The organism is Enterococcus sp. DIV1090, assembly GCF_050537975.1.
Lineage (GTDB): Bacteria > Bacillota > Bacilli > Lactobacillales > Enterococcaceae > Enterococcus > Enterococcus faecalis.
In genome coordinates, this window is sequence record NZ_CP172917.1 from 2,405,274 (window position 1) to 2,429,125 (window position 23,852).

A 23,852-nucleotide genomic window follows, 5' to 3' on the forward strand; every position below is an offset into this window, starting at 1 on the left:
TATTGCAACGCCGCTAACTTTATTTATTACTCTTTTCCAGTTGCGTTTCATCTATTCACCATCAACTTTCACAGCAAACGGCCAGTAACGTTCATCAATCGATTTTATTTCTTGTTCTGTATGTTTCAGTCTTCCGATGCATAACCCTTTATTGCCTTGTGTATATACAGCTCCATCGGTATCAGTCCAAAGATAACAAAACTCTGTGTCACCGATTTTTGGTAAAGCAACATAAAATAGAGGTTCTTCATTTTCATTCCTTAACTCTTCAATTGATATGCATTCTGAGCAATCGATACTATTCATTTTTTTAACTTCTGTATTTATACCAATGAGATTAGCAACTTCCAACGCTTCTTCTTCCTTTTTAAAAACAATAATTTTCTCGTCGCATCTAAAATAATCTGTAACACCTCTGACCGCCCAATACAACTGCTCTTTCTCGACTTCATAGCCATGAATCCAAGCATATTCAAAAGTAGTTTCATTTTTATTTAACCAGTTTGCTAGTTCTAGCTCTTTTCCCTCAAGATAGACAGTACCGTTATTTAACCAATGAACATCGCCAGTATAAATATCTCTTAGTGTTAGATATTTATCTGCTAACTTTTCTAACTCATCAGCTACAAACTTCGGAACAACGACTTTTTTCGGCTCGTCTAGCTTTTCTAAGTCATTAATAAAATTTGAGTATAAGGCTTGTCTTGAGGCATTAACCGATGGAAGTCTCCAATCTTTTGGTTCTTCTGCATACTTTGTTTTGTATTTCTCAATCAATTCTTGTTTATTCATCTCCACCAACTCCTAACTTCTTTCCCGCAAAACGGACAATAGTTTATTTTTTGCGTTACAATTTCTTCGACAAATGGGCCACCTGCGTATTCTTGAAAACTTTGTTTGATTATTAGCGTGTCGTCTTTTAGACTCCATTTCCCGCCACAGCTGTCTTCTAAAAAATGATTTTTGTCACATATTTGACATTCTTGTTTATTCATCGCTAATCCCCCTTGAAACTGTTAAAACAGTAGACAGATGTCCGTTATTACGCAAATATTTCAATAAGTCCTCAATATCAGATACATCTTCATCTTCTCCGTAATAGATGCTTTCAATTATTACAGCTAAATCTATATAGCTTATTTTTAATCGTTTCACTCTGCTTCCTCCTAAAATTCAAGACTATCACTTATCATGTTACCTAATTCATTCATGACTTCGTGTGGTAACACCGCTTGTACATTGACGCCAGTTTCATCACATTTAATGTCTAATGTGTAATCAACACCCGTCTCCTCATTTTTACGATAGGCTTCTTTTTCAAGATAAACTTTGTATAAATTCCTACTATTGACAACAATATTCTTTCGTTGCACATTATTGCTGACGTTCTCGTCATATGTTATTTCGTAGCTCATTCCGATTCCTCCTTAAATTTATCAAACATTTTTTCGTAGTCATCTCTATAAATGACTTCGCATAAAACTTCCATATCTCCAACCACCATAGATTGCAAAACAACTGCTCTTTTGTCTCCGTAAAATGGATTGCTGGCTAAAAGTCTTTTAGACAATTCGCTTTTTAAGTGGAATCTAACAAAAAAACTATCTTGACAGCTCTTAATCAGGTTTCCACTAACGGCGGTGAAATTGAGCTTTTGTGTTTGTGTATTGTGTGTATTAAACATTCCTAAACCTCCTTCTTCACTCACTTTCTAAAATAATGACAGCTGTTCTCCAGTTCATATAAATAGCCCCATTGGGATATTTGACAACATTTTTTTCTGTGCAACTTCGTACATCTCTTTCTTTATTTCAAAGCCATAAGCATTTCTATTGAGTTCTGCAGCCGCTCTAAGCGTAGAACCACTGCCAGCACATGGATCAATTACAACATCTCCATAATCTGTAAAAATTTCAATTAATCGTTTAATAACAGGTATTGGTTTCTGGGTCGGATGTATTTTTGGATAACTGTTATCCGTTTCCCATTCAAACCAATTTAGAACCATACGGCCGTCGTTATTGAATTTCGGAAGTTTTTCTCTGTAAAGAACGAGCGCATATTCTGTAGCCCCTACGATTTTCATATTTGCTTTTAGTACCTGAGGACTGGATTTCTTAATAAAAACTAGTGGAATGTGATTTTTAAAGCCGTACCGTTCACCATAGTCAATCACCATTTGAAGCTGTTGAAAGGCACAGAACACAATCATAGCTGGCGCTTTCCCTACTTCTTTCGGTTCTTTTTTTAACATTTTTGAACAAAAGTGCATAAATTCTGATATTCTGAAATTTTCATCGGTATCAAAAAAACTTTTATTCGCTTTATTCGATTCTCCATTTTCAATTTTTCCGCCTTCGTACCATGCAGAACTTGATGCATATGCATTTTTGCCTAGATTATAAGGAATGTCTGCAATAACTAGTTGTGCTTTGGGTATTCCATATCGCTTATAATTTTGAAAATGATCGTTAAATAATTGTATTTTCGTTTCTGTTTCTCTCTGCATAATTTCAAAGGAGTAAAGAACTCTTTGTGGTCGACCAAACCTCCACTCCTTCCTTATAAATTCACTGGTTCGTTTTTATAACCAGCATCAATCAAAATACCTTCAATTACATAAAGGTCCGTTTTCTGCTTCAAACTAGCTTTAAATTTCTTGGCAATATTTCTAGCTGTTTCTAAAGAAACGACTTCATATGTTTTAGCCAATGTATCCGCAATTATTGCGGATGTTGGCGTGTAATAAATCTCCAACAAAATGAACACTCGCTTTCATTTCATAAATCTAATTTAAATGTTCAGCTTTATATTCCCAAAATTTACTTCTAGGAACTCCTAACGCTTCTATGATTGCATTCACTGAATAACCAATCCACTGCAAATACAAATATTCTTGAATGGTGAACTTGTCTTTATCAATTGAGTTGATTGGTTTAGATTTATCCATTGTTTGCTCACCAATATCCTTACCAAGCATTTTAATTTGTCGATAGACCATGCTTTTTGGATTTCTATACCAATCTGGGTTTTCATTCATTAACTTAAGCATTTCTTTTCGTTTTTGCTTTTTTTCAGCTTGAATACGTGCTATATCTTCAAAAATTACACTGTTCATTTTTTAACCTCCTAAAAAGGCAGATCATCATCGCTAATGTCGATTGAATTACCTGCGCCTGCGAACGGATCTACATCTCCACCAAACGACATTTGTTGGCTGTTATTTTGCTGATTTAAGCCTTTGTTTTGATTCGTGGCATAATTACTCTCGAAATTATTTTGAACGCCTGTAACGCTATTCTGCGAACTCTGAACGCTATTTCTATTCTCATCGGTGCTTTTTGACTCTAATAATTGGAATCTTTCGCAAACAACTTCAGTCACATACACACGTTGGCCTTGTTGGTTGTCATAATTACGAGTTTGAATTCTGCCAACAACTCCTAATAATGTTCCTTTACGAGCATAATTAGCCATTGTTTCAGCAGGCTTACGCCAAATCACACAGTTGATAAAATCCGCTTCTCGTTCGCCGTTTTGGTTTGTAAAGTTACGGTTCACAGCAAGAGTAAAGCTTCCAACTGCAGAACCACTTGCGGTGTAGCGTAAATCTATATCTTTCGTTAAACGTCCAACTAACACAACTTGGTTTATCATATTGTCACTCTCCTAATAATTCTTGTTTTTGTCGTTCTAATTCAGCTAATTCTTCAGCTGATAAAGGCACATCTTCTTGCATTCCAGTCCAATTTGGTAACTGCTCTTGTCTCACTGGCGCCTTAGAATACGCAGGCTGTTTATTTGTTTGAGACAGATCATATTCATCGTTGTAACGATCATCACGTATCCAACGAAACAATTCTTGTGGATGATACCAATCGTTTAATTTAATATACGCAAGATAGTCTTTATATCCTTTTTTAAATGACTCTAAATCTTCTTCCGTCTTGAACTTCTTTAAAAATTGTTCTCTAGCTTTTTTCTTGTTGGTTTTCTTTGGATAAGTTTTCCAAACTTTTTCGAATAATTCAGGCATAGTTGAGCTCGGCTCAACACTATTCTTTTTATTCTTTGTATTATTCTCTGTATTATTAAGTAATGTATTATTATCTTTGGCGTTTTCGCCTATACCCCTATAGTTATTTTCACCTATACCCTCTAGTTGTTTTCGCCTATACCTATCGGTAATTTTAACTACACGTCTCTCTATTGATTTTGTCCCTGATTTGTACTGATAGCTTACGTCAATGTAGCCTTTTTCTTTTAATCCAGATATAAGTTTAGAAACCCTATCTTTACTAAGACCAAAGAAATTTGAAAAGTATTCATTGCTAGCAAAACAGCCATTTTCATTGTCTAAACTATCAATCTCAACTATCAAAAATTTTTCTATCCAGCTTAATTCATCATCAAGCCAAACGTTTTTAGGGATCCAAATACCTTTAAACGCTCTCTCCATTTGTTATCCCCCTATGTTTAATTTTTTACGTTCATCCGTGTTCAATTTCACTGGTTTAATTTGATACTTATTCAAGAAGTTCTTAGTGCCTATTTGGTGTTCCTCTTGATGGTGTTGACGGCAACCAGCATAAAATGTGAATGTCTCATGATTGATTTTTTTACGATTACGCCCCATACCAACAACCTCAATGTGACAAACGTCAGCATGCTTACCGCAAATACAGCACTTACGATATTTCAGGCAGTAATAAAACCATTTGTTATTTTCAAGCAAGTATTGGTATCTTTTTTCAAGTGGTATATCGTTTTTCAAAATGAACTCAATTAAGAAACCGATCCACTCAGTCGCTTCATTCTTGGTAGCTCTACTATGTTCAAAATAAACACCACTCTTAGCCTCGTAGTAGTATTTCAAGACACTTTCAATCCATTTAGGTTCGTCATAGCTCCAACGTGCCACATCGGCTATTAGAACGTGAGAAAGTGCATTCTGTTTTTGAGACATCTGTCGATTATCTAAGAATTCAACTTTCGCTAAATTATCATCGTTATTAGCCAGAAGTTCGAGAAAATTTGAATTTATTTCATCCTCAAATTCGATGACCAATTTATTTCCTATGTGGTTTATGATTTTTCCAATCACTCAATCACTTCCACCATAATGCCACTATCAACTATGAACTCATTAAGTGCTGTCAATTGACTGTGCGACCCTGAAAGTCGTAATGTTACTGTATTTTTATTTGTATCTTCTACTTCCGCTTTCGGTGATAGTTCACTGACTATCTCTCCTGTATTTTTGTCAATTACTTTATCTTCTACGACTGTTTCATTTAATTCTCGCATTGCTGCTTCATATTCTTCATGTGCTTTCTGTTGTTCTATAGCCCTTTCTTCAGCGGCTTTTTTCTTTGCTAGTGCATCGTCAATCTCAACCATCAATTCTGCAGCTGTTTTTCCGTTATCAATTTGACTTAACCACGAGTAAGGCTCTAATCCTAGTGCCTTTACATAATTTTCTATAATCGCTTTTTCTCCTATAACTCGCTCTTTTTCTTTAAAAATCATTGTCATATCGGCAGCAATTTCTTCTAAAGTTTTTTTATTTATTTCTCCTTTCGCAGTAAAAGAGCTCTTATTTAACCAGTTATTTCTAATACCTACTTCTTCTACCTCAACACTATAGTTTTCTGACATTTCTTTAATAGTATCTTTGATTTTTTCAAGTCTCTTAGAACGTTCTGTTTCTTCATATAATTGGATACTTTCGTTGATACCATCACTTACTAACTTAATTTGTCCAACATAAGTTTTAATTTTGTCTTCAAACAATTTCAAGGGTTTGTTATACTCGTTTTTTATTGCTTTGCGCTCATTATCTAAAAGTGTCGCCACTTTATTTAAATCCGCTTTTGCTTGCTTGGCTTCTGGAATATTCGCATCTGTAAAAATCATACTTGAGTAATGATTTACTGCTTTATCAACCATTTCTTTTAGTTGCGATTCGTTCTGAATTGTTATTTCACTGGCTTTAAAATCTACTTTAAACTGTACATTTGTTGTTAATTCATTTGTCATTACCTTTGCCCCCAGTTAATATTTTTTACTTGATCATTTGTATTGTTTTTATTGATCTCTATTTCATAGTTACTTTTCCACTTATTTAACTGTCTCATTGCTTCTGGATACTGTTTATCTGTCATGCTGTCTAATGTTTTTGCACCAACATGTTGCAACAATCCATTTCTAACAACTTGCATATCGCTTGAGCTTAGTTTCGCTACTTTTCTTATTAAATCGTTCATCTCTGATATTTGTTTACCATTAACCAAATTTATTGGTTCTTTAGCATCAAGCTTCTTTTGAAATGAATCAGGATCATCTTTATCTGTTGCGATATTAAAAAATTTCAATAAAAAATATTTTTCTGCATAAGTTAATGCTTTACCTACACCCTTCTCACCAGCAATATCAACACCTTGTGCATACCACTTTGATTCCAAAAAATCTTCTGGATTATCAATATTAATCCAGCGCATAGTCATCTCAAGTTCAGTAAAATATGTTATTCTTTGTTTCTGTTCCGTCTGTTTCGTGTACTTATTGTATTGATTTATAATCTCTATCTGGTCCTTAACTTTATGGCCTGTAATTGCTGGTTGTAATAACAATCCCATTTCATTAATTTTTGAATGTAAAGCTCCTAGGACATCACTTGACCCAACATAATTAAATTGACTTCCTGATTGTTCTTTTTTTAAATAAGATACTTTTTTTCTTACTTCTGCTAATCTTTGATAAACATTTAGTTGTTCAGCCATTTAACAAGACCTCATTTCTGTGATATAATTTTTCTTGTATAATTTTTGTATGTGCCTTAATCGTTGGCAGACGATTGGGCATTTTTTATAACTTCCGACAAAAATCTGCAAATTCATCGCTTGTTACCTCTTTGAAACATTCGAATTTCTTCTCTTTTCCATCTGAATAATAAATATTGATAATTGGAGTATCCCAATCACTTCCTGGAATTCCAGCAATAGTCTTTACTTTTCCCAAGTCAATAATATATTTGCCTTTTTCCCAAACAGTTTCGGCAGTCCAATAGTAATCTGAGAGAGTTCCTAAAAATACTTTATCAACATCTGCATTATCCACTTCGATATCGATTAGTTCTTTAGCTTTTTTAAAATCATATAATTTTGGCATTCAAATACCTCTTCTCTTTTTTTGTTGAGCAATATATATCCGACCCTTTTGTTGCTGGTACCATAAATCAGCAAGTTTTTTCGTTTGCTGTAGTTTGTCTTTTCTTGTCATTTCTTAACCTCTCTATCTTCAAGTGCCAGATCATAAAACAGTGTCCAAATGATGAATAAGCCGATATATATATTTTGGATAATCGGATTAAAATTTCCGCCTACTAGCAGTCCTAGTCCGAATACGATTAGCAATACTGCAATTCTTCTTAAGTTATAAATTTTTCTCATTTCATTTCTCCTTAAATATGCATTCTATTTTGAATCTCTAAGTATCTTAAAAATTCGAGTTCTTTTTCAATTTGATATGCTTTTCCTTCGGTCAGTTGTTCTGATTGTCTAAGCGCTGCTCTATCATCTTGTAGCTGTTTACGCTCTTTTTTTATTTGGTTGAGTATCCAAGCCTCTTGTTCAGTTGTATAAGCCATAATATTCTCCCTATGCTATATCGTTTAAGTCAAAACTCATTTGTCTTACAACTGTTTTTGTGGCTGTGGAAGGCTCCCAGTCATTGATATATTCAATTACGATTGGATAATGTTTTTCTCTTAATTGTGATCGGGTCCCCACGCCTGTGATTTGCTTAATACCTGAATTAATATCTTTGTATAGCTTGCCACGCTGTTCCTTTGTGATTTTTCCAAATCCTCTTGCTACTTCTGCTACTCGTTGATGAACTCGACGTGATAAGTAGCCATAATCATCTGCACCGATTTTTTGATTGTCTTTTAAGTCGGCTACTTCTTTTTCAATTACATCTACACGCTCATTTGTTTCTTCATTTGCTGATAAAGCAAGCATCGCCAATTCTCTTTGAGAGGTTGGAAGTTTAGGCTGTTGAATTTCTTTTTCCATTTGATTAAAAGCTTCAATATATTTCAGTTTGAATTGCAAAGCTTTTTTACCTGTGAATCCCATTGCTAGTAGTGTGAATCCGTCACGGTTCATAATTACTTGGCGATAAGACTGTTTGTTTTGCGGATGAATATAGTTATCTTCGTAAAATAGGTCTGCGTAATTTTCCGCAACCCCCTCTTTTAAATCATCAATTGCTGCTAAAACATCACGATGGTTTTTATTAAATGTTTCGGCAACTTGTAAACTACTTGTTACTGCTTGTTGGTCTTTCATTATTACTAAATTTGTCATTTGGTTTACTTCCTTTCTGGTATAATTTTCTTATCAGCAAGTGCTCTGCTGAAATAACTGATAAGGTGGTGAGGTAATGTATAATGTTGTAGAAAAATCTATCCCCTTTTTAGAAAAATATTCTTTTTGGGTGTCGATAGCGTTATTTTTATTTTGGGTTATCCAAAAGAAAAGTAAGCTGTATATTTCTTATTTAACTAATAAAGCCAAGAACAATTACGAACGAAAGTATTTTGAAATTTTTGCATACAATGAAAAAAATAAAAATCATCAAATACAATTAACTAGTAGCTGGCTTGACCTTTACAAAAGTTACTGGAAAAGAACAAACAATACTCTACTTTTGTCATTTATTTTTGCGTATATCTCTTTCAATACAACATCTTATTTTAGAAACGATTCAGATAACTTTTTTAAACTATTAACCATTTCCACAAGTCTGTTCCTAGCTGGATTAACATACATCCAACAGCTATACCGAGAATAAAGATGAATGCTTGAACAAACAAAGATTCTTTATATCTACTTTTCGCCTTAGTATCTTCTGCCAAAGTACTAAGGCTGTTTGCAATGCTTTCCAATGCAATAACTGTTCTTTCATCCGTATTCATATTATTTCCTCCCTAAATTTCGCTTGCCCAAGATTTATCTTTTTTGTGATAGAAGCCATCTGCGACACTCTTCTTTGTCGTAGAACTTCCCTTGTTTACTTACTGATCCATGCGGAAGACCTAGCTTCTCCCATTCCCTTATTGTTGTAGTGGATACATCGAAATATTTTGCAATCTCTGTTTGATTTAAAACTCGCTTATCAATTGAGGTATCTCTTCGTGCTTTTTCTATTTCATCAACAATAATTCCATGTACAAAATCCCTTAGAGAAGCTTCATTTTCTGGAGTTAAAATCACTTCCATTTTTATACCCCCTTCTAATCTCCTTTTGTTTTTAAAAGTTCTTCCATGCCAACACCTAAGTAATCTGCAACTTTTTTTAAATTTTTTGCAGATGGCATCGACTTGTTCCATTTAGAAATAGTTCCATTAGAAAACTCTAAATCACGTTCGATTTTGTAGATAGATAAAGCTTTTTCTTCAGAAATACATTTGATGCGTTCATAAAGCAATTTTCACACCTCCTAGAAATGAATAATATTTTTTGTTTCTGGGGTATTGACTTATAATAGAAAATATTCTATTATAAGTGCATAGAAAATAATCTAAAAACAATATTGTCCTTAGTCTTTTTATTCTATGTTATACCATCCAGAAATGTGAGAGTTTCTTGTACTTCCTGAGTACATGTGTATAATATCATAGAATTATTTCTAATGTCAATAACTTTAATAGAAAAAATTCGGAGGTATTTTGATGAGCACATACGAACGTGTTAAAAAGCTTGCTGCTGCAAGAAAAATGAGCATCGCGGAATTGGAAAGAGTTCTAAATCTATCAAATGGAATGATTTCTAAATGGAGTAAATCTAAACCCAACTCAGAGCCACTTTCTAAAGTAGCTGATTATTTTGACGTATCGACGGATTACCTATTAGGCCGTACTGATCTACCACATGGCGGTTTAACTAAAGAGCAACGAGAAATGACTATTGAAGAAGCAATAAACTCTGTTATGAGTCACGGCGGCAAAGAAGTAACTGATAATGACAGAGAAGTCTTAAAAAGAATAGCAGAGGCGTATTTGGAAGGTAAATACGAATAAAAAAAGAATTTTTGAGAAGGTGCGTTGCTTGGATAAACAGATTGAAGAAATAGTCAAGATTTTAGGAACTACTGTGATTTACGATGAAATTGAAAATAATGCTTATTACATGACACGCTTTAATTTAATAGTGGTAAATGTAAAGCTTTCAGAATTTGAACAAAAAAAAGCTTTACTGCACGAGCTCGGTCATGCTTGTGAGCACCAAGAGAATTATCCCCTGTACAAAACAGCATATGCTCTTCGTTCTAAAATGGAATATGAAGCGGATTGTTTTATGGTAGAAAAATTATTAGATGAATATTTAAACAGTACGGGTATTGCTCCAGAAAGAATCAACTACATGAAATTTATAGAAGATGCCAAAATAGATGCGCGCTACGAAGATTGGGTAAAGACTCTACTGTTTAATAAGTTGCAAAGAATAAACTTTGCATAAAAAAAGCCCGTGCGACAACACGGACTCAAAACCTCGTTTCGAGATTTACTCATAAAAACATTATATCAGAAGTGAGGAAGGTTTTAAAAATGAAAAAAATTGTTTTTCTAGGTTTATCATTATTATTGCTATCTGCTTGTTCGAATAACACAAAAAAAGAAACAAATGTTAATAGTTCATCTACAAACATCTCATCAAGCGTTAAAGAATCATCAAGTGACACAAAAGAAAAAAGTCAAAGTTCTACGTCAACAGCATCCAGTGTTGTAGGTTCATCCACTATTGAAGAACGAACAGTTCAAGCAAGCCTAAATGATTTTGTCGGAGGTTGGGGTATCCCTCAAAGTGATAATTTATTTTTTATAAATGCTGACGGAACTTTCTCTAGCACTACTCAATCAAATGTTCCGCTCCAAAATTTAAATTTTTCTGTTGATGCAAATGGTAATCAAACAATGTCATATGTTTTGAATAACACTCCAGGAACATTAGTGAAAAATGCAGATGGTACTTTGGCTGCTGGCGGACAGGTCTATAGTTATCTTGGCAATATTACGATGGAACAATTAATAGAAAGAAACAATCAAGGTCAACAAAATACTGCCCAACAGGAAGTGCAAGAGTCAGAAAATATTATACAACCTTCTACTCCCGAAATTAGTCAACAATCTCCCGAGCCAGTCACGGAAGTTTATGACCAAGTTAGAGATGGCGAAGGCGGCCGTCAAGTAGCTGAAAGAAACGGAATAACACTTGAAAAATTACAAGAACTAAATCCAGGTATCAGTGGATATATGCCCGGACAATCATTACGAGTTAAATAGAGGAGATTTTTTATGAAAAAGATTAAATATTTTATTTCAATGTTGCTATTAATTGTTACTTTTGCTGCTTGTGGAACTAAAGAAGTAAAGCCTGATTATACAACTAATGAAGCCGAAACAGCGCTAAATAAGGGAGAGGATTTAACAGGAAAAACTGTTCAATTCACAGTTGATAAATATGTACCTGATGGATCATTAGGATATACGATTCAAACTGGAGAACACTTAAATTTTATTTCTTCTGAAAATCCAAATGTAAAAACAGGTGATACAGTTATTGCAGAAATAAAGAAAGTTGAGAACCTTATGGGGTCTTGGATTATTACTTTCGATAAAAAATAAATTACCCTTCTCTGGCGAGTTCTATCGTGTTCGATTCACGATAGGGGCTTTAAAATCAAATAAGGAGGTGCTAGAAATTTGTCATTCCCTCTGTTCGCTTGCCCAAGTGGAAAGGATAAAAAATGGCAACTTTTAAACAATACACAAAAAAAGGACAAAAATACTGGAAAGTAACTGCCTATTTAGGCGTAGATTATTTAACTGGTAAACAAATTAATGTCACTATCAGAAACTGTAATACAAAAAAAGAAGCACAGCTCAAGCTTAATCAAAAAAAATTAGATTTTGATAATGGAAATCTAGCTAACGAGCATACTCGTTTAACCACTTTTGAAGAAGTTTATTATATGTGGTTGGACGAATACAAAAAAACAGTTAGGGAATCCACATTCATAGCTACTGAGCGACGTATGAAAAAACACATTTTACCCACATTCGGGAAAATGAGACTTGAGCGTTTAACAGTAAAGATCGTGCAAAAATCTGTTAATGAATGGTATAAAAAGAATGAAATGGGAAAAGTACTTTTGAGTTACGCTTCTCGTGTTTGTGACTATGCTGTTGGTTTAGAAATAATAGACTCAAACCCATTTAAGAAAATAACTAAGCCTAGTTCGCTAAAGAAAGTAGAAAAGAATACAAAAAGAAAGTTCTATACAAAAGACGAACTGGAACATTTCTTAAATACAGCTGATAGCATTGCCAATCAAGCCAAAGAAGAAAGTTTAGTTCTAAAATACTATGCTGACTTAGACTGTGCTATTTTTCGCTTACTTTCTTTTACTGGTATACGTGTTGGTGAAGCTTTAGCATTGAATTGGAATGATATTGATATTAAAAAGCAGGTAGTTAATATAAATAAAACTACTGCTATCAGTACAAATGGATTGACTATAAACGATCCTAAAACTCCCAATTCTATTCGTAAGATTTCTTTTGATAACAAGACTGCTTATATCTTAAAAAAATGGAAACTTAGACAGTGTGAGGCTTTAATGAAAAAAGGTGGGTTTAAAACACAACTTATTTTCACAAAAATTGATGGTACCATGTTCCGAAGTCAAGACATTTACCAACGTTCCAAAAGATTGGCAGAAAAAGCTAACTTACATTCTATTGGTTGTCATGGTTTTCGGCATACCCACGCAACATTATTATTCGAATCAGATAATGTTAGGTCTAAAATAATCCAAGAACGTTTAGGACATTCTTCTTTACAAATAACTATGGATACTTACACTCATGTTTCTGATGAAGTTACTAAAGAAGCAACAGATGCTTTCAGTAGCTATGTAAATTTTTAAAATAGCAAATCTACATCAATAACTAAATCAGTAAATTACTAACAACAAAAAAATAGCCTAGAATCCTTGTTGGATAAGGATTCTAGGCTCTATCTAACTAAATTATTTAGTTTCACGGTGTAAAGTAACTTTTCTTTCACGTGGGCAATATTTTTGTTTTTCTAAACGATCAGGATTGTTACGTTTATTTTTATTTGTTAAGTAGTTACGTTCTTTACAAGAAGTACACTCTAAAGTGATGTTTACGCGCATGTTTTCCCCTCCTACTAATAATTGATCTTTCCAAGAGATTTCTTAGACTTGAATATCATACCATTTTTTTTGTCATTTGACTACCCTTTTGGACAAATTTGTAAAGTAGAACTACTTTACAAATTTTATTTTTTGTACATTTCCATATACGCTTCTAAAACTTCTTTGGCAATCGTTTGGTTTGGTTTGGATTCTTCGTCATTTAAGTGCGGTAAAACAACGCTAATTGCAATTTCAGGGTTTTCGTAAGGCGCATAAGCCACCAAGTTACTATTAACCGTTGTGTGAACAATTCCGTTAGCATCTGTTGCTTGCGTTTCGGCGGTCCCTGTTTTAGCAGCAATCGAAAACTTGTCTGATTTTAAACCCGGTGCCGTAGTAAATTGACTAGTTCCATTTACCACATTATAGAAACCTTGTTGAAGAATTCCTATCTGGTCTTCAGAAATATTCACTTTATTCAAAACTTTCGGTTCGATTTCTTTTAAAATTTTTCCTAAAGCTCCATTTTCATCATTGCCATAGATTCCTTCTACCACATGGGGTTGCACGCGGATGCCATTATTTGCGACAGTGGAAACGTACTGTGCTAATTGTAACGGTGTGTAGTTATCATATTGTCCAAATGATAAATCTAATAGATTTCCGCCTTTAGGCGCTTCAGCAGGATCTTTGAAATCTTTATTTACATATCCAGGACTTTCACCAGGTAAATCGATGCCCGTCTTAATCCCCATTCCATATTCAGCATAAGCATTTCTTAGCTCTTTGAAAACTTTATCATCGCCAATTTCATACGGGAAGACCATATTAGGATAGTAATTTACACCCATTAGTTTAAATACAACTTTCATCATGTAGGCATTAGAAGAGTACTCTAATGCTTGCTCAGCAGTTAATTGCATTTGTGCATTACGACCACCACTATTCCACCAAGAAGCTTTTGGATTTGTACCAGCTAAAATAATTGGTTCATCTAATAGAGTATCATTTCCTTGTAATACTTTCGCCTCATAACCAGCTGTTAAAGTACCTGCTTTCACAACAGATCCAGGTACCTCAAAGTTTAAAATAGGCCCTAAAGGATTAGGTGTGACTTCTCCTGTCTGTAAATCATGACTAACTCCGGACATCGCTAAAATAGCCCCTGTTTGAGGGTTCATAGCAACGACATATGCATTTTCTGAGTATGGTCCAATGGTTTTGACTATTTGTGAATAGTTTCGTTGTAAAATTTCATCAACTTTGTTTTGGAAATTTGAATCAATCGTTAATTTTAAGTTGGAGCCTTTTTCCCCTTTTGAAATTGGGGTTTGTGAAACAATCTTTCCGTTATTGTCTAAAACGACTTCTGATTTTGCTTTTTTACCTTGTAGAACGTCTTCATATTGTTTTTCTAAATAGCTAGTTCCAACACGGTCATTTCGTGCATAGCCTTTTTTCAAATATTCATCGACTTCTTCGGCTGGCAATCCTTGTTTTTCAGTTGAAACGGTGCCCAACAGGCTACGTAATGCACCACTTTGAGAATAATCACGCGTCCAATCAGTCCCTGTTGAAACACCTGATATTTCCGCTGTGTGTTCACCAATTGTCGCAATTTCACCTTCTGTTACCCCTTCATTCTTGATGAAGACCGTGTTCATTTGTGACGCTGCATTCATTCGTTTAAAAATCGTTACTGCTTGTAAGGTTCGGTCATCAAACGCAATTTCTTCAGGGGTGACTTTTTCAACTGCTTTGGCATATAATGTGCCTTCGTCCGTAATTTTGTTGCCTTTTTCATCTTCTTTATCTTGATCGGTTAAACGGGCTTGGGCTGCTTTTAAATTTTCAGGATTCGCTAACCAATAATCTTTTTTATCACGATCCGTTAAGTTTGGATCAACTGGAACGTTAATAAGTTCGTTGACTTTATTCGCAATCGGTAAAATATCTTTTCCTTCAATATTTTTTCCTCGTGTGTAAGTGATTGCTAAATTAGCTTTGTTAGAAACCAAGACTTTTCCTTGTGAATCATAAATTTGTCCTCGAGGGGATGGTGTCGTGATTTGTAGTGAAGAATTGGCAGTGATTTTTTTGTTAAACTCTTCTCCTTCTACAATCTGTAAATACCCTAAACGAACAATTAATGAAACAAATAAAGTGAATATCACAAAAAATAATAAGTTCAATCGAAAAGGAATATGTGGCTTTCTACCTCGTTGACTCTTTGCTGCGGCATCTGTTTTTTTTATTTTATCTATAAATGAGTTTTTCTTCATACCTCTAGTCCCTTCACTAAAAAGTTTCGCATTCTCATTGTAACAAAAAATAGTCAAAAAATCAGGATTATTCCTAGCTCTAAGGAAATATTTAATTATTTTGTTGTTGAAAAAAGTCAAAAGGACTTCTGAATTCAGAAGTCCTTTTGACTTTTTCTCTTTTTTTAACGGCTGTAATTGTGAACTTCAGCAACCATGCTGTCAATGAAAATTGATAAATCTTCGACAGACGTTTCTTTGCTTCCATAACGACGGACGTTCACCGTTGCATCTTCCATTTCTTTGTCCCCGACCACTAATTGATAAGGTACTTTTTGTGTTTGAGAGGCCCGAATTTTGTAGCCCATTTTTTCGTTACGATCATCGACTTCAACACGTAAGCCTTGTGCTTGTAAACGTTCTTTGATTTCATAAGCATACTCAGAATGCGCTTCTACAGAAACTGGGATAATAGTTGCTTGAATTGGTGCTAACCAAGTAGGGAAAGCGCCTTTGTAAACTTCTGTTAAATAAGCCACAAATCGTTCCATTGTTGAGACAATACCACGGTGGATAACAACTGGGCGATGTGTATTTTCACCATCTTCGCCAACATAAGTTAAGTCAAAACGTTCTGGTAATAAGAAGTCTAATTGGATGGTTGATAATGTTTCTTCCATTCCTAAAGCTGTTTTTACTTGAACATCTAACTTCGGACCGTAAAAGGCAGCTTCGCCTTCTGCTTCAAAGTAATCTAATTCTAATTCATCCATGGCAGCTTTTAACATCGCTTGCGCTTTTTCCCACATCGCATCATCATCAAAATATTTGTCTGTATTATTTGGATCACGATAGCTTAAGCGGAAACGATAATCCGTAATGTTAAAGTCAGCATAGACTGCCACCATTAACTCCAAAGTACGTTTAAATTCGTCTTTAATTTGGTCAGGACGAACAAAAGTATGGCCATCGTTTAAAGTCATTTCACGAACACGTTGTAACCCTGATAATGCGCCAGATTTTTCATAGCGGTGCATCATCCCTAATTCAGCGATTCGAATTGGCAATTCGCGGTAACTATGAATGTCATTTTTATAAACCATCATATGGTGTGGACAGTTCATTGGACGTAATACCAGCATTTCGCCATCACCCATATCCATTGGTGGGAACATATCTTCATGGTAATGATCCCAGTGACCAGATGTTTTGTATAATTCCACATCTGCCATAATTGGTGTATACACATGTTGGTAACCTAAGCTAATTTCTTTGTCCACAATATAACGTTCAATTGTACGACGAATGGTTGCGCCTTTTGGTAACCAGAAAGGTAACCCTGAACCAACTTCTTGTGAAACCATAAATAAATCTAATTCTTTTCCTAATTTACGGTGGTCACGTTCTTTGGCTTCCTCGCGCATTTTGATAAACTCTTTTAAATCTTTTTTATCAAAAAAGGCAGTGCCGTAAATCCGTTGCATCATATGATTGTCAGAGTTTCCGCGCCAATAAGCACCAGCTACTGAAAGTAATTTAAAGACTTGAATCCGTCCTGTTGAAGGGACGTGAACACCACGACATAAATCAACAAAATCGCCTTGATCATAGACAGTGATGATTTCATCTTCTGGTAAATCTGTAATTAATTCAACTTTGTAAGGATCATCAGCAAATAATTCTAACGCTTCTGCACGTGAGATTTCTTTACGAACGATTGGGTTATTTTCCTTCACAATTTTCATCATTTCGGCTTCAATTGCAGGTAAATCTTCCGCTGTCACAGGGGATTCTCCATTATCTGTATCATAATAGAACCCAGAATCAATCGCAGGACCTACGCCAAATTTAATGTTAGGGAAAAGACGGCGTAAGGCATTAGCCATTAAATGAGCTGATGAATGACGTAAAATTCCTAAAGCATCTTCATGATCAGGTGTCACGATTTCAAGCGAACCATCTTCTACGATAGGACGATCTAAATCGATTAAAACACCATTGAATTTACCAGCTAAAGCTTTTTTGGCTAAACTGTTGCTAATACTTTTAGCAACATCAAATGTTGTAACCCCAGAATCAAACGGTTTGACAGCGCCATCTGGAAAAGTAATGTGAATAGACATAATAAAATTCTCTCCTTTTAATTTTTTTGATTTGAAGCGTTTCATTGTGTTCCTGTTTTTCACAATGAAACGAAACAGCCACCTGTTCCCCTTGTTAAAAAACAAAAAGTCCTAGTATTCTAACGAATACTAGGACGAAAATATCGTGGTTCCACCTAATTTTGAACACAAATAATCTGTGTTCCTCTAGCGTGTTAACGGTGCGACCGCCTTTGTTTCAACAAAGGTTTCGAAAGTGGTCATCCCTTGTGCCAATCTGGAAAATTTTCAGCCAAGATTTTCCTCTCTAATAGATCGCGGGCAAGTTCAGTTGTCTTTCTCATCAATCATTTATGCACTTATTTAACCACTTATTTTCAGAAAAAGCAAGTGATTCAACAGAAATTCTCTGAAAACTTATTTTTTCCATTCGCCGCCTTGTGCATAGCGGTCTTTTTTCAATTCATTGACAATCACATGGATATTCTCTTTTGGTGCACCAGCGTTTTTTGACACAGCTTCTGTAATATCTTTGACCATATTAGTTAACTGTTCTTCTGTGCGGCCTTCAATTAATTCTACATGTACAAATGGCATCTTCGTTCCCCCAATTTAAATTGCTTGTTCTGTTTGTATCATAGAGCGGGTTATGATGCTTGTCAATAAAAAATTGGAGACGTCAGTCGTTACGGTTGACGTCTCCAATTTTTACTTTTCAGATACACAGCTGGACCAAAGTACGGTCTTGCCTAATATCTCTTTTTATACTTCTTCGCCGTAATCTACAGGTTTATCAAATTCACCTGGTGCATCATCATAGATATGTCCGTAAATAATTACCGGCATTCCGTCATAGGATACATCAAAGATTTTTGAAACTTCTGTTCCTGGCGTATTGATACAGCCATTACTACCAGCATCGGTTTTAAAGGCTTCTTTATCGCCGTACTTATCCAATTTATGGTCGGAGTCATGAATCCCAATTTGTGTGACAACGCCCCCTTGACTTAATAACGGCATCCAATATTTTACTGGCACACTGTATCGAGAACCATCAAGCATTTGACCTTCTAAATTCACATCGGTTGTCCGATATAAAATTGTATGGAATCCTGGTACTGTTGCGGTTCCTTTGTTATATCTGCCAGTAATGACATCTGTGGTGACTATTTTTTTGCCATCAATGAAACAATACATTTTTTGATCTTTTAAATCAATTTCAATGTAATTATTGGCAATTTTACTATTTTCTTTGGTATCGCCAACCAACGGAGCAGTGACTGCATTCATTTGTTCTTGGCTATTCAGCGCGTTTACTAGTAGTTCTTGCGTTTTGGCCCCATCAATCGACCAGCCATAACTTCCGTTGTTTTTAAAACGACGTGTCGTGCCGTGAACATCTGTAAATAAAACTGGTTGATTAGCAGAACCATATGTTGTTTCTAATTGTGTCACCCAAGTAGTTAGTTTTTCTTTGTTGATTGTGCCATCATCATTCAGCACGTTTTGAATTTGTGTTTTATCAAAGGCTACTTTTTCACCATTAATATCAACTGTAATTGTTTTATTTAACTTGTTATTGAGCGTTGTCAATGTTGCCTTTAACGTTTGATCCTCTTTTGTAATTTCAGGGGCTTTATAAAAATCTTTGGCATTGTATTGATAGTTGCCTTTTCCCGCTTCAACATCCGCAATAATCTGCTGATTTAAGCGCTGTGTGTCCACTACTGTGCCTTTTTCTTCGGGAACAATTTCAAAAGTGCCATTGCCTCGACGGATACTCGCATTTTTGCTTGGTTTCCCCTCTGGAAAACTCAAAGTCGCTAATTTGGCTTCTAGTTCTTTTTTGAATGCCTCGTTTAACGGTAGCTTCACCTTGCTACTGTGTAAATGGTCTTTTAAAAATTTTTGATCCAATTGGTATTTTTTAGGAAGTTGAATTTTTTCTTCTTTTGTCCCCGTTTGAACCACAACTTCTTCGGTTTGATTAACTTGCGCTAATTTTTCTTCCGCTGCATTTACATTTAACCAGCCTACAGAAACTCCATTTACTTTTGTGGTTGGTAAAAAGTGACTTTGAAAATAAACATAGCTGCCCCCAGCAACCAGAGCTAGTCCAACCAAAGAAGTAATAATTACTTTCTTTTTATTATTTTTTCCTGATTTTTGACGACGTGTATTACGCATTTGCATTTCTTCTTTTTTCATTTGTTCATCCTTTATATCAATAATTTTAGGTTTATTTCTTAGAGACTAGGCAACAAACAACTGCGGTGATCTACAATCAAAAAAGGTTCCCTTTCTCTCGCAGATTAATTTTTTCAATTATACACTATTTTTACGTTGTTTTCAGCTTATTTTCCTTGTAAATCCTTTAATCTTAAAGAATTTGTATACTCTGTGACTTTTTTTGCTTCTTGTAAATGATACGTAAACTGGGCCATTTTAGCAAAATCCTGAGCGACGACGTCAAAAAAGGCTTGTGTCTTTATTAAGCTGTTCCAACAAGCTTCTTTACTAGAAAAATCCAGCAACGATGCTAATTGATCCATCGTGTCAGGAGTGACATAATTTTTCAGATACTTAAATTGTTTCCCAACAGAAATTGGCTCCGGTTCCTGCCAAGCCGCTTGCCAAGAAAGCAAGCGCAACAGTTCCTGCTGACAATATTCATAGAGATGTGTGACAGCGTAAAATAGTTCATTCCGACAAAGCCCCTTAACTACATACGTACTAACCCACCAAAATTCATTGCAACAATCGTTAAACTGCTGCTGATTCGGAACTGTTACTGTATAATTTTTATCAGATGCTACAGGTAAAGGTGGCAAATTTTCATCTTTGTCTAACAAGATAATTGCTAAAGAATCGCCTTCATGCCAATTGTCTTTTTCTGCGAGAGGACACAACGTTAAATCGATACGTTGACCATCTTCAAATAACATTAAAAATGTTTCCCGCGTCTTCGGTTCTGTGGGAAATAAGGTCATTTCCTTGGGACGTTGCATAATTAATGGTTGTCCAAATTTTGCTATCCACGTTGCTGTTTCAAAAAACTCAGCACATGGTTCTACAATATAAACAATGTCGAAATCTTGAAAACTATCTTTTGGCGCTTTCACATTCGTGCGAGACCCCACCATTCCCACAGCTCGAATGTGTTCTTCTTGTTTTGCTACATCCATAATAAGTTGAAACATTTCTTCTTCTGTACGCATTCACTCGCTCCCTCTCTTCAAAAGTTTCTATTAAAACATAGATTTTTTTATAAGTCTTTTGTTTTCTATCGCTTTTTCTATGGTACTTCGTATACACTAACATTACAAGGAGGGATGTTTCATGCATTGGTTAAAAATAACAAGTTTATCCATTGTCAGTTTTGGCTTTTGTATTCTTTTGATTTTAGGTCTACTTATTTTTACTGGCAAAAATACGCAACCCACCGATAAACCAGATGCTATTTTAATTTTAGGGGCCCGTGTTTTAGGGACGTCTAAAGAAACCGCACTGCCCAGCCGTGTTTTGCAAGCTCGGTTAGATGTGGCTATCCCCTATATTAAACAACACCCCGAGACACCCGTTATTGTTAGCGGAGGGCAAGGAGCAGATGAGCCGGCTACGGAAGCCGCGGTTATGAAACAATACTTGCTAAATAAAGGTGTTCCAGAAAAACAGATTCTCTTAGAAAATCGTGCCACACGCACCAAAGAAAATATTGTCAATTCACAAAAACTCCTTTCTTTTAAACGGCTAGTGATTGTTACTAGTGAATTTCACATGTATCGCTCGCAACTTTTAGCCAAGCGAGCAGGCATCTCAAATGTTTCAGGCATCACTGCGGCTTCTTCTTTTCCGAAAGATATCAAAAATTTTGGCCGAGAGCTGCTTTCTTTAGGCTATGCCTTACTCTTTGATTGGTAAAAGAGCGTCCTTCGCAAGACCATTTTGCGAAGGATGCTTTTATATTCTGTGGATTTGCTCACTTTTGTTCTCTTCTTCTTGTGTTTAAATTATAAAAATGATAACATATCTTTGTTAGCGCTTACAAATAATATTTATTTTATAGGAGGAGAAAGTTATGGGGCATCAATTGAGCACTCATTTTTTTAACAAGAAAACAGGGATTATTTCAACTTTTTTAAGTTTGATACTTTTAGTCGGTGGGTTACTGTTTGCACTACCTGCATTTGAAGTACAAGCAGCATCAACTGTTACACCTAAAACAGTCATGTATGTAGAAGTAAATAACCACGATTTTAACAATGTGGGAAAATATACTTTAGCTGGAACCAATCAACCTGCTTTTGATATGGGGATTATTTTTGCAGCCAATATTAATTATGACACGGTCAATAAAAAACCTTACTTATATCTAAATGAACGGGTCCAACAAACTTTAAACGAAGCTGAAACACAAATTCGTCCAGTTCAAGCACGCGGCACTAAAGTCCTATTGTCTATTTTAGGCAACCATGAAGGCGCTGGCTTTGCTAACTTCCCAACTTACGAAAGTGCGGATGCCTTTGCAGCTCAATTAGAACAAGTCGTTAATACGTATCATTTAGATGGTATTGATTTTGATGATGAGTATGCTGAATACGGAAAAAATGGAACGCCTCAACCAAATAATTCTTCGTTCATTTGGTTACTTCAAGCCTTAAGAAATCGCTTAGGCAATGATAAATTAATTACTTTTTATAATATTGGACCAGCGGCTGCGAACTCTTCTGCTAATCCTCAAATGAGTTCTTTAATTGATTATGCTTGGAACCCTTATTATAGTACCTGGAATCCGCCACAAATTGCGGGGATGCCTGCTTCTCGTTTAGGTGCTTCTGCCGTTGAAGTTGGTGTCAATCAAAATCTAGCTGCGCAATATGCTAAACGTACAAAAGCGGAGCAATATGGTATTTATCTAATGTATAACCTCCCAGGAAAAGATTCATCTGCGTATATCTCGGCGGCGACACAAGAACTTTATGGTCGAAAAACGAACTATTCACCAACTGTTCCAACACCTTAATTATTATCTCGTGTCTACAAGCGCCAACATGTAAAGAGTTAAAAGCCAGCTTACTACAAGCTGGCTTTTTGGTATCTTGAGAGAATAGTTTTACACAAAAAAAGACCCGCCCTTTGGGTAAGGACGGGAAAGGAGTTAAAAATGAAAAAGTGTTTTGTGTTGTTAAGGTTGTTTGTTGATATGCTTATATCTTACAAACTAAATGTGAAGATTTTGTGATCATTTCATTCTTATTTTGCTACTTTTATAGGAATTAAATAGATTGCCACGAGACTATCTTTAGTTGCCTTGTGCATCCGTTATTCTGACTGCTCCTTGTGGTGATACTCTGTAAAAACCGACAGTCCCTGTCCCTCCATTTGCAACCATCTGTTTCGATTGGGCTCTAAAAAAGAAGTCATTTCCATTCATACCCAAAAATCCAAGGTTCGTATCATTATTTTCTGCATCAGTCAGTGTCTTTCTAATATATGTCTCTGCTTTTTCTTGTGTATCGATGATTTTTGCCTCTTCATTTTGGTCTTGATTTTCCTCTTCAGAAGAATGATAGTAATACTCTTCCGCAGGATAATTTCCACTATCTTGAGTAATTAACAATCGCGGTTTCGTCTTATCCGATTGGTCGCCGTTAGGATTTTCAACACCAATTTTATATAATAATAGCGCAGCACCAGTAGGCCCCCACCTAATACTTAAGCTTGTAATTGGTCGCGACTCATCAGTAGGTGAATCCTTCGTAATCATTCCTCCGGTATTTGTACTACCATCAGGATGAATGATCAAACTCTCTCCTTTACCATTTTTCCATGTTCCAACTAAAGTAGTAAAATCGCCAGCATTAATCGCTGTAGTATCTAAATCAGCTACAGTTAGCTGACTATTGTTTCCATCAGCTGTCGGCTCTTCACTTTTCACTGATTCGTTAGACTCGACACTGCTGCTCGCTTGTTCGTTTGTCTTATCAATTGTTTCACTCGTTTTTTCATTCGTCTCTTCAACTTTAGAGGATGCCTCCGTTGAAGCGGTTACTTTCTTTTCTTTTGGTTCCCGACAAGCAGTTAATGATAAAACCGCTAGCCCGACAAAAAACGCTAGCATTCCCTTTTTCACGCCTATTCACCCCGTTCAATGATCTATCTTACTAGACTATTGTACTATTAATTCAACTGTTTAGACAAATATTTATGGAACAGACAAAAGTTAATCCTGTCATTGAATGCTTTGTGTCACATGGACCT

General features: G+C 35.4%; 34 protein-coding genes and 1 pseudogene. 7 read left to right on the forward strand and 28 right to left on the reverse strand.

The genetic code is table 11. The features are described 5' to 3' along the window. Positions 1-51 precede the first annotated feature (51 nt). The 21 genes and pseudogenes from IGL48_RS11675 to IGL48_RS11775 all read right to left on the reverse strand — a co-directional run bounded on the left by IGL48_RS11675 (position 52) and on the right by IGL48_RS11775 (position 9,493). Entirely contained in the window at positions 52-306 is a 255-nt protein-coding gene (locus IGL48_RS11675; RefSeq protein WP_233039692.1) for a DUF1642 domain-containing protein, read from the reverse strand. A 153-nt stretch (positions 307-459) separates the two neighbouring features. Then, positions 460-792: pseudogene (locus tag IGL48_RS11680) on the reverse strand (DUF1642 domain-containing protein); the annotation flags it as partial. Continuing rightward, positions 789-995, reverse strand: a complete 207-nt coding sequence (locus IGL48_RS11685; protein ID WP_010730055.1) for a hypothetical protein — start codon at positions 993-995, stop codon at positions 789-791. The pseudogene IGL48_RS11680 and the gene IGL48_RS11685, both read right to left, overlap by 4 nt. Next, positions 988-1,155, reverse strand: a complete 168-nt coding sequence (locus tag IGL48_RS11690; protein WP_048948834.1) for a hypothetical protein — start codon at positions 1,153-1,155, stop codon at positions 988-990. The genes IGL48_RS11685 and IGL48_RS11690 overlap by 8 nt, the downstream gene beginning before the upstream one ends. Positions 1,156-1,166: 11 nt before the next feature. Continuing rightward, a complete protein-coding gene (locus IGL48_RS11695) occupies positions 1,167-1,415 on the reverse strand; it encodes a hypothetical protein (protein WP_113825987.1) in 249 nt (82 codons plus the stop codon). After that, a complete protein-coding gene (locus IGL48_RS11700) occupies positions 1,412-1,684 on the reverse strand; it encodes a hypothetical protein (protein WP_240185865.1) in 273 nt (90 codons plus the stop codon). Before IGL48_RS11700 ends, IGL48_RS11695 begins: the two co-directional genes overlap by 4 nt. 54 nt (positions 1,685-1,738) lie before the next feature. Then, positions 1,739-2,509: a DNA-methyltransferase gene (locus IGL48_RS11705; RefSeq protein WP_104888246.1), complete on the reverse strand. Its 771-nt coding sequence runs from the start codon at positions 2,507-2,509 to the stop codon at positions 1,739-1,741. A gap of 53 nt (positions 2,510-2,562) precedes the next feature. Then, on the reverse strand, positions 2,563-2,769 hold the full coding sequence (locus IGL48_RS11710) for a hypothetical protein (RefSeq protein WP_002381636.1): 207 nt from the start codon (positions 2,767-2,769) through the stop codon (positions 2,563-2,565). Between the two features lie 19 nt (positions 2,770-2,788). Continuing rightward, positions 2,789-3,118, reverse strand: a complete 330-nt coding sequence (locus IGL48_RS11715) for a hypothetical protein (RefSeq protein ID WP_010776360.1) — start codon at positions 3,116-3,118, stop codon at positions 2,789-2,791. A gap of 11 nt (positions 3,119-3,129) precedes the next feature. Next, the gene (ssb, locus tag IGL48_RS11720; protein ID WP_252689680.1) at positions 3,130-3,657 is read right to left on the reverse strand and encodes a single-stranded DNA-binding protein; all 528 of its coding nucleotides are present in this window, start codon (positions 3,655-3,657) and stop codon (positions 3,130-3,132) included. A 4-nt stretch (positions 3,658-3,661) separates the two neighbouring features. Then, positions 3,662-4,459: a helix-turn-helix domain-containing protein gene (locus tag IGL48_RS11725; RefSeq protein WP_252689679.1), complete on the reverse strand. Its 798-nt coding sequence runs from the start codon at positions 4,457-4,459 to the stop codon at positions 3,662-3,664. Between the two features lie 3 nt (positions 4,460-4,462). Beyond that, entirely contained in the window at positions 4,463-5,104 is a 642-nt protein-coding gene (locus tag IGL48_RS11730) for a putative HNHc nuclease (protein ID WP_083578492.1), read from the reverse strand. Continuing rightward, a complete protein-coding gene (locus IGL48_RS11735; RefSeq protein ID WP_252689677.1) occupies positions 5,101-6,039 on the reverse strand; it encodes a DUF1351 domain-containing protein in 939 nt (312 codons plus the stop codon). The genes IGL48_RS11730 and IGL48_RS11735 overlap by 4 nt, the downstream gene beginning before the upstream one ends. Further along, positions 6,039-6,782: an ERF family protein gene (locus IGL48_RS11740; RefSeq protein ID WP_010716887.1), complete on the reverse strand. Its 744-nt coding sequence runs from the start codon at positions 6,780-6,782 to the stop codon at positions 6,039-6,041. Before IGL48_RS11740 ends, IGL48_RS11735 begins: the two co-directional genes overlap by 1 nt. Before the next feature lie 85 nt (positions 6,783-6,867). Further along, complete coding sequence (locus IGL48_RS11745; RefSeq protein ID WP_113813749.1) at positions 6,868-7,170, reverse strand: hypothetical protein; 303 nt, start codon at positions 7,168-7,170, stop codon at positions 6,868-6,870. Positions 7,171-7,277: 107 nt separating this feature from the next. Next, positions 7,278-7,451 (reverse strand): hypothetical protein, encoded by a 174-nt coding sequence (locus IGL48_RS11750; RefSeq protein ID WP_002364664.1) that lies wholly within the window; start codon positions 7,449-7,451, stop codon positions 7,278-7,280. A gap of 11 nt (positions 7,452-7,462) precedes the next feature. Beyond that, on the reverse strand, positions 7,463-7,648 hold the full coding sequence (locus tag IGL48_RS11755) for a hypothetical protein (protein WP_002406301.1): 186 nt from the start codon (positions 7,646-7,648) through the stop codon (positions 7,463-7,465). Positions 7,649-7,658: 10 nt separating this feature from the next. Next, a complete protein-coding gene (locus tag IGL48_RS11760; RefSeq protein ID WP_141410392.1) occupies positions 7,659-8,369 on the reverse strand; it encodes a Rha family transcriptional regulator in 711 nt (236 codons plus the stop codon). 413 nt (positions 8,370-8,782) lie between these two features. Further along, entirely contained in the window at positions 8,783-8,980 is a 198-nt protein-coding gene (locus IGL48_RS11765) for a hypothetical protein (RefSeq protein WP_104859425.1), read from the reverse strand. 34 nt (positions 8,981-9,014) lie between these two features. After that, entirely contained in the window at positions 9,015-9,284 is a 270-nt protein-coding gene (locus IGL48_RS11770; RefSeq protein ID WP_002414623.1) for a hypothetical protein, read from the reverse strand. A 14-nt stretch (positions 9,285-9,298) separates the two neighbouring features. Further along, a complete protein-coding gene (locus IGL48_RS11775; protein ID WP_010708946.1) occupies positions 9,299-9,493 on the reverse strand; it encodes a helix-turn-helix domain-containing protein in 195 nt (64 codons plus the stop codon). A gap of 244 nt (positions 9,494-9,737) precedes the next feature. On the opposite strand from IGL48_RS11775, the gene IGL48_RS11780 reads away from it, so the two are divergent. From IGL48_RS11780 to IGL48_RS11800, 5 genes are all read left to right on the forward strand, one after another. Continuing rightward, positions 9,738-10,085 (forward strand): helix-turn-helix domain-containing protein, encoded by a 348-nt coding sequence (locus IGL48_RS11780; RefSeq protein ID WP_002401993.1) that lies wholly within the window; start codon positions 9,738-9,740, stop codon positions 10,083-10,085. A 19-nt stretch (positions 10,086-10,104) separates the two neighbouring features. Then, positions 10,105-10,524 carry an ImmA/IrrE family metallo-endopeptidase gene (locus IGL48_RS11785; RefSeq protein ID WP_370617577.1) on the forward strand — a complete coding sequence of 140 codons (420 nt, stop codon included), beginning with the start codon at positions 10,105-10,107 and terminating at the stop codon, positions 10,522-10,524. A gap of 89 nt (positions 10,525-10,613) precedes the next feature. Further along, on the forward strand, positions 10,614-11,348 hold the full coding sequence (locus IGL48_RS11790; protein ID WP_010708947.1) for a DUF4950 domain-containing protein: 735 nt from the start codon (positions 10,614-10,616) through the stop codon (positions 11,346-11,348). A 12-nt stretch (positions 11,349-11,360) separates the two neighbouring features. Continuing rightward, positions 11,361-11,690 (forward strand): hypothetical protein, encoded by a 330-nt coding sequence (locus IGL48_RS11795; RefSeq protein ID WP_010708948.1) that lies wholly within the window; start codon positions 11,361-11,363, stop codon positions 11,688-11,690. A 122-nt stretch (positions 11,691-11,812) separates the two neighbouring features. Continuing rightward, the gene (locus IGL48_RS11800; RefSeq protein ID WP_104859423.1) at positions 11,813-12,994 is read left to right on the forward strand and encodes a tyrosine-type recombinase/integrase; all 1,182 of its coding nucleotides are present in this window, start codon (positions 11,813-11,815) and stop codon (positions 12,992-12,994) included. 102 nt (positions 12,995-13,096) lie between these two features. On the opposite strand, the gene rpmG is transcribed toward IGL48_RS11800, so the two are convergent. From rpmG to IGL48_RS11830, 6 genes are all read right to left on the reverse strand, one after another. Next, the gene (rpmG, locus tag IGL48_RS11805; RefSeq protein ID WP_002356321.1) at positions 13,097-13,246 is read right to left on the reverse strand and encodes a 50S ribosomal protein L33; all 150 of its coding nucleotides are present in this window, start codon (positions 13,244-13,246) and stop codon (positions 13,097-13,099) included. Positions 13,247-13,371: 125 nt separating this feature from the next. Next, positions 13,372-15,510: a penicillin-binding transpeptidase domain-containing protein gene (locus IGL48_RS11810; protein ID WP_010777905.1), complete on the reverse strand. Its 2,139-nt coding sequence runs from the start codon at positions 15,508-15,510 to the stop codon at positions 13,372-13,374. A 164-nt stretch (positions 15,511-15,674) separates the two neighbouring features. Beyond that, on the reverse strand, positions 15,675-17,612 hold the full coding sequence (gene thrS / locus IGL48_RS11815; RefSeq protein WP_010824860.1) for a threonine--tRNA ligase: 1,938 nt from the start codon (positions 17,610-17,612) through the stop codon (positions 15,675-15,677). Positions 17,613-18,008: 396 nt separating this feature from the next. Continuing rightward, a complete protein-coding gene (locus IGL48_RS11820; RefSeq protein ID WP_002356318.1) occupies positions 18,009-18,188 on the reverse strand; it encodes a 2-hydroxymuconate tautomerase in 180 nt (59 codons plus the stop codon). Positions 18,189-18,353: 165 nt separating this feature from the next. Further along, positions 18,354-19,799 carry a L,D-transpeptidase family protein gene (locus IGL48_RS11825; protein ID WP_010824861.1) on the reverse strand — a complete coding sequence of 482 codons (1,446 nt, stop codon included), beginning with the start codon at positions 19,797-19,799 and terminating at the stop codon, positions 18,354-18,356. A gap of 146 nt (positions 19,800-19,945) precedes the next feature. Then, the gene (locus IGL48_RS11830) at positions 19,946-20,809 is read right to left on the reverse strand and encodes an aminoglycoside 6-adenylyltransferase (RefSeq protein WP_002356309.1); all 864 of its coding nucleotides are present in this window, start codon (positions 20,807-20,809) and stop codon (positions 19,946-19,948) included. A 121-nt stretch (positions 20,810-20,930) separates the two neighbouring features. Between IGL48_RS11830 and IGL48_RS11835 the strand changes: the two genes are divergently transcribed. Then, a complete protein-coding gene (locus IGL48_RS11835) occupies positions 20,931-21,512 on the forward strand; it encodes a YdcF family protein (protein ID WP_048949657.1) in 582 nt (193 codons plus the stop codon). A 157-nt stretch (positions 21,513-21,669) separates the two neighbouring features. Further along, complete coding sequence (locus tag IGL48_RS11840) at positions 21,670-22,614, forward strand: endo-beta-N-acetylglucosaminidase (protein WP_002382461.1); 945 nt, start codon at positions 21,670-21,672, stop codon at positions 22,612-22,614. Between the two features lie 279 nt (positions 22,615-22,893). On the opposite strand, the gene IGL48_RS11845 is transcribed toward IGL48_RS11840, so the two are convergent. Next, entirely contained in the window at positions 22,894-23,724 is an 831-nt protein-coding gene (locus tag IGL48_RS11845; protein WP_025190764.1) for a DUF6287 domain-containing protein, read from the reverse strand. Between the last annotated feature and the right edge of the window lie 128 nt (positions 23,725-23,852).

What these genes read in the sequence shown, in the direction of transcription:
- IGL48_RS11715 (WP_010776360.1), bottom strand. Translation starts at nt 3,118, where the DNA reads ATGAACAGTGTAATTTTTGAAGATATAGCACGTATTCAAGCTGAAAAA.
- rpmG (WP_002356321.1), bottom strand. Translation starts at nt 13,246, where the DNA reads ATGCGCGTAAACATCACTTTAGAGTGTACTTCTTGTAAAGAACGTAAC.
- IGL48_RS11770 (WP_002414623.1), bottom strand. Translation starts at nt 9,284, where the DNA reads ATGGAAGTGATTTTAACTCCAGAAAATGAAGCTTCTCTAAGGGATTTT.
- IGL48_RS11830 (WP_002356309.1), bottom strand. Translation starts at nt 20,809, where the DNA reads ATGCGTACAGAAGAAGAAATGTTTCAACTTATTATGGATGTAGCAAAA.
- IGL48_RS11780 (WP_002401993.1), top strand. Translation starts at nt 9,738, where the DNA reads ATGAGCACATACGAACGTGTTAAAAAGCTTGCTGCTGCAAGAAAAATG.
- IGL48_RS11735 (WP_252689677.1), bottom strand. Translation starts at nt 6,039, where the DNA reads ATGACAAATGAATTAACAACAAATGTACAGTTTAAAGTAGATTTTAAA.
- IGL48_RS11675 (WP_233039692.1), bottom strand. Translation starts at nt 306, where the DNA reads ATGAATAGTATCGATTGCTCAGAATGCATATCAATTGAAGAGTTAAGG.
- IGL48_RS11700 (WP_240185865.1), bottom strand. Translation starts at nt 1,684, where the DNA reads ATGTTTAATACACACAATACACAAACACAAAAGCTCAATTTCACCGCC.
- IGL48_RS11740 (WP_010716887.1), bottom strand. Translation starts at nt 6,782, where the DNA reads ATGGCTGAACAACTAAATGTTTATCAAAGATTAGCAGAAGTAAGAAAA.
- IGL48_RS11820 (WP_002356318.1), bottom strand. Translation starts at nt 18,188, where the DNA reads ATGCCATTTGTACATGTAGAATTAATTGAAGGCCGCACAGAAGAACAG.
- IGL48_RS11745 (WP_113813749.1), bottom strand. Translation starts at nt 7,170, where the DNA reads ATGCCAAAATTATATGATTTTAAAAAAGCTAAAGAACTAATCGATATC.
- IGL48_RS11725 (WP_252689679.1), bottom strand. Translation starts at nt 4,459, where the DNA reads ATGGAGAGAGCGTTTAAAGGTATTTGGATCCCTAAAAACGTTTGGCTT.
- IGL48_RS11755 (WP_002406301.1), bottom strand. Translation starts at nt 7,648, where the DNA reads ATGGCTTATACAACTGAACAAGAGGCTTGGATACTCAACCAAATAAAA.
- ssb (WP_252689680.1), bottom strand. Translation starts at nt 3,657, where the DNA reads ATGATAAACCAAGTTGTGTTAGTTGGACGTTTAACGAAAGATATAGAT.
- IGL48_RS11760 (WP_141410392.1), bottom strand. Translation starts at nt 8,369, where the DNA reads ATGACAAATTTAGTAATAATGAAAGACCAACAAGCAGTAACAAGTAGT.
- IGL48_RS11840 (WP_002382461.1), top strand. Translation starts at nt 21,670, where the DNA reads ATGGGGCATCAATTGAGCACTCATTTTTTTAACAAGAAAACAGGGATT.
- IGL48_RS11750 (WP_002364664.1), bottom strand. Translation starts at nt 7,451, where the DNA reads ATGAGAAAAATTTATAACTTAAGAAGAATTGCAGTATTGCTAATCGTA.
- IGL48_RS11685 (WP_010730055.1), bottom strand. Translation starts at nt 995, where the DNA reads ATGAATAAACAAGAATGTCAAATATGTGACAAAAATCATTTTTTAGAA.
- IGL48_RS11795 (WP_010708948.1), top strand. Translation starts at nt 11,361, where the DNA reads ATGAAAAAGATTAAATATTTTATTTCAATGTTGCTATTAATTGTTACT.
- IGL48_RS11765 (WP_104859425.1), bottom strand. Translation starts at nt 8,980, where the DNA reads ATGAATACGGATGAAAGAACAGTTATTGCATTGGAAAGCATTGCAAAC.
- IGL48_RS11705 (WP_104888246.1), bottom strand. Translation starts at nt 2,509, where the DNA reads ATGCAGAGAGAAACAGAAACGAAAATACAATTATTTAACGATCATTTT.
- IGL48_RS11825 (WP_010824861.1), bottom strand. Translation starts at nt 19,799, where the DNA reads ATGAAAAAAGAAGAAATGCAAATGCGTAATACACGTCGTCAAAAATCA.
- IGL48_RS11810 (WP_010777905.1), bottom strand. Translation starts at nt 15,510, where the DNA reads ATGAAGAAAAACTCATTTATAGATAAAATAAAAAAAACAGATGCCGCA.
- IGL48_RS11790 (WP_010708947.1), top strand. Translation starts at nt 10,614, where the DNA reads ATGAAAAAAATTGTTTTTCTAGGTTTATCATTATTATTGCTATCTGCT.
- thrS (WP_010824860.1), bottom strand. Translation starts at nt 17,612, where the DNA reads ATGTCTATTCACATTACTTTTCCAGATGGCGCTGTCAAACCGTTTGAT.
- IGL48_RS11695 (WP_113825987.1), bottom strand. Translation starts at nt 1,415, where the DNA reads ATGAGCTACGAAATAACATATGACGAGAACGTCAGCAATAATGTGCAA.
- IGL48_RS11800 (WP_104859423.1), top strand. Translation starts at nt 11,813, where the DNA reads ATGGCAACTTTTAAACAATACACAAAAAAAGGACAAAAATACTGGAAA.
- IGL48_RS11835 (WP_048949657.1), top strand. Translation starts at nt 20,931, where the DNA reads ATGCATTGGTTAAAAATAACAAGTTTATCCATTGTCAGTTTTGGCTTT.